Raw genomic sequence first — 265 nt, 5'->3', positions numbered from 1 at the left:
AAACTTTCTCCGACGCAGACCAACTAAGGGATATCAACACGCCTGAGTCGATGTTGATGAGCAAGCAGATTGCCGAGACGGTCAACGCTGCAATGGCCGTCCTGCCCGAAGAGTTGCGCCAGGCGATTACGCTGCGCGAGATCGAGGGCCTGAGCTACGAAGAGATCGCGGAAATGATGGATTGTCCGATCGGGACGGTCCGCTCGCGGATCTTCCGGGCGCGCGAGGCAATCGCTGCTAAATTGCGTCCGCTGCTCGATACGCC

General features: G+C 58.9%; 1 protein-coding gene. It reads left to right on the top strand.

Annotated elements, in window-relative coordinates; all coding sequences use genetic code 11:
• The coding region (locus R0J88_RS20840) for a sigma-70 family RNA polymerase sigma factor (RefSeq protein ID WP_410901002.1) at positions 1–265 on the top strand (265 nt) is incomplete at both ends.

Source organism: Pseudoalteromonas sp. SIMBA_162, assembly GCF_046535955.1.
Taxonomy (GTDB): Bacteria; Pseudomonadota; Gammaproteobacteria; order Enterobacterales; family Alteromonadaceae; genus Pseudoalteromonas; species Pseudoalteromonas marina.
The sequence above is the reverse complement of the archived record's forward strand: the minus strand, read 5'-3'. Positions and strand labels throughout refer to the sequence as shown.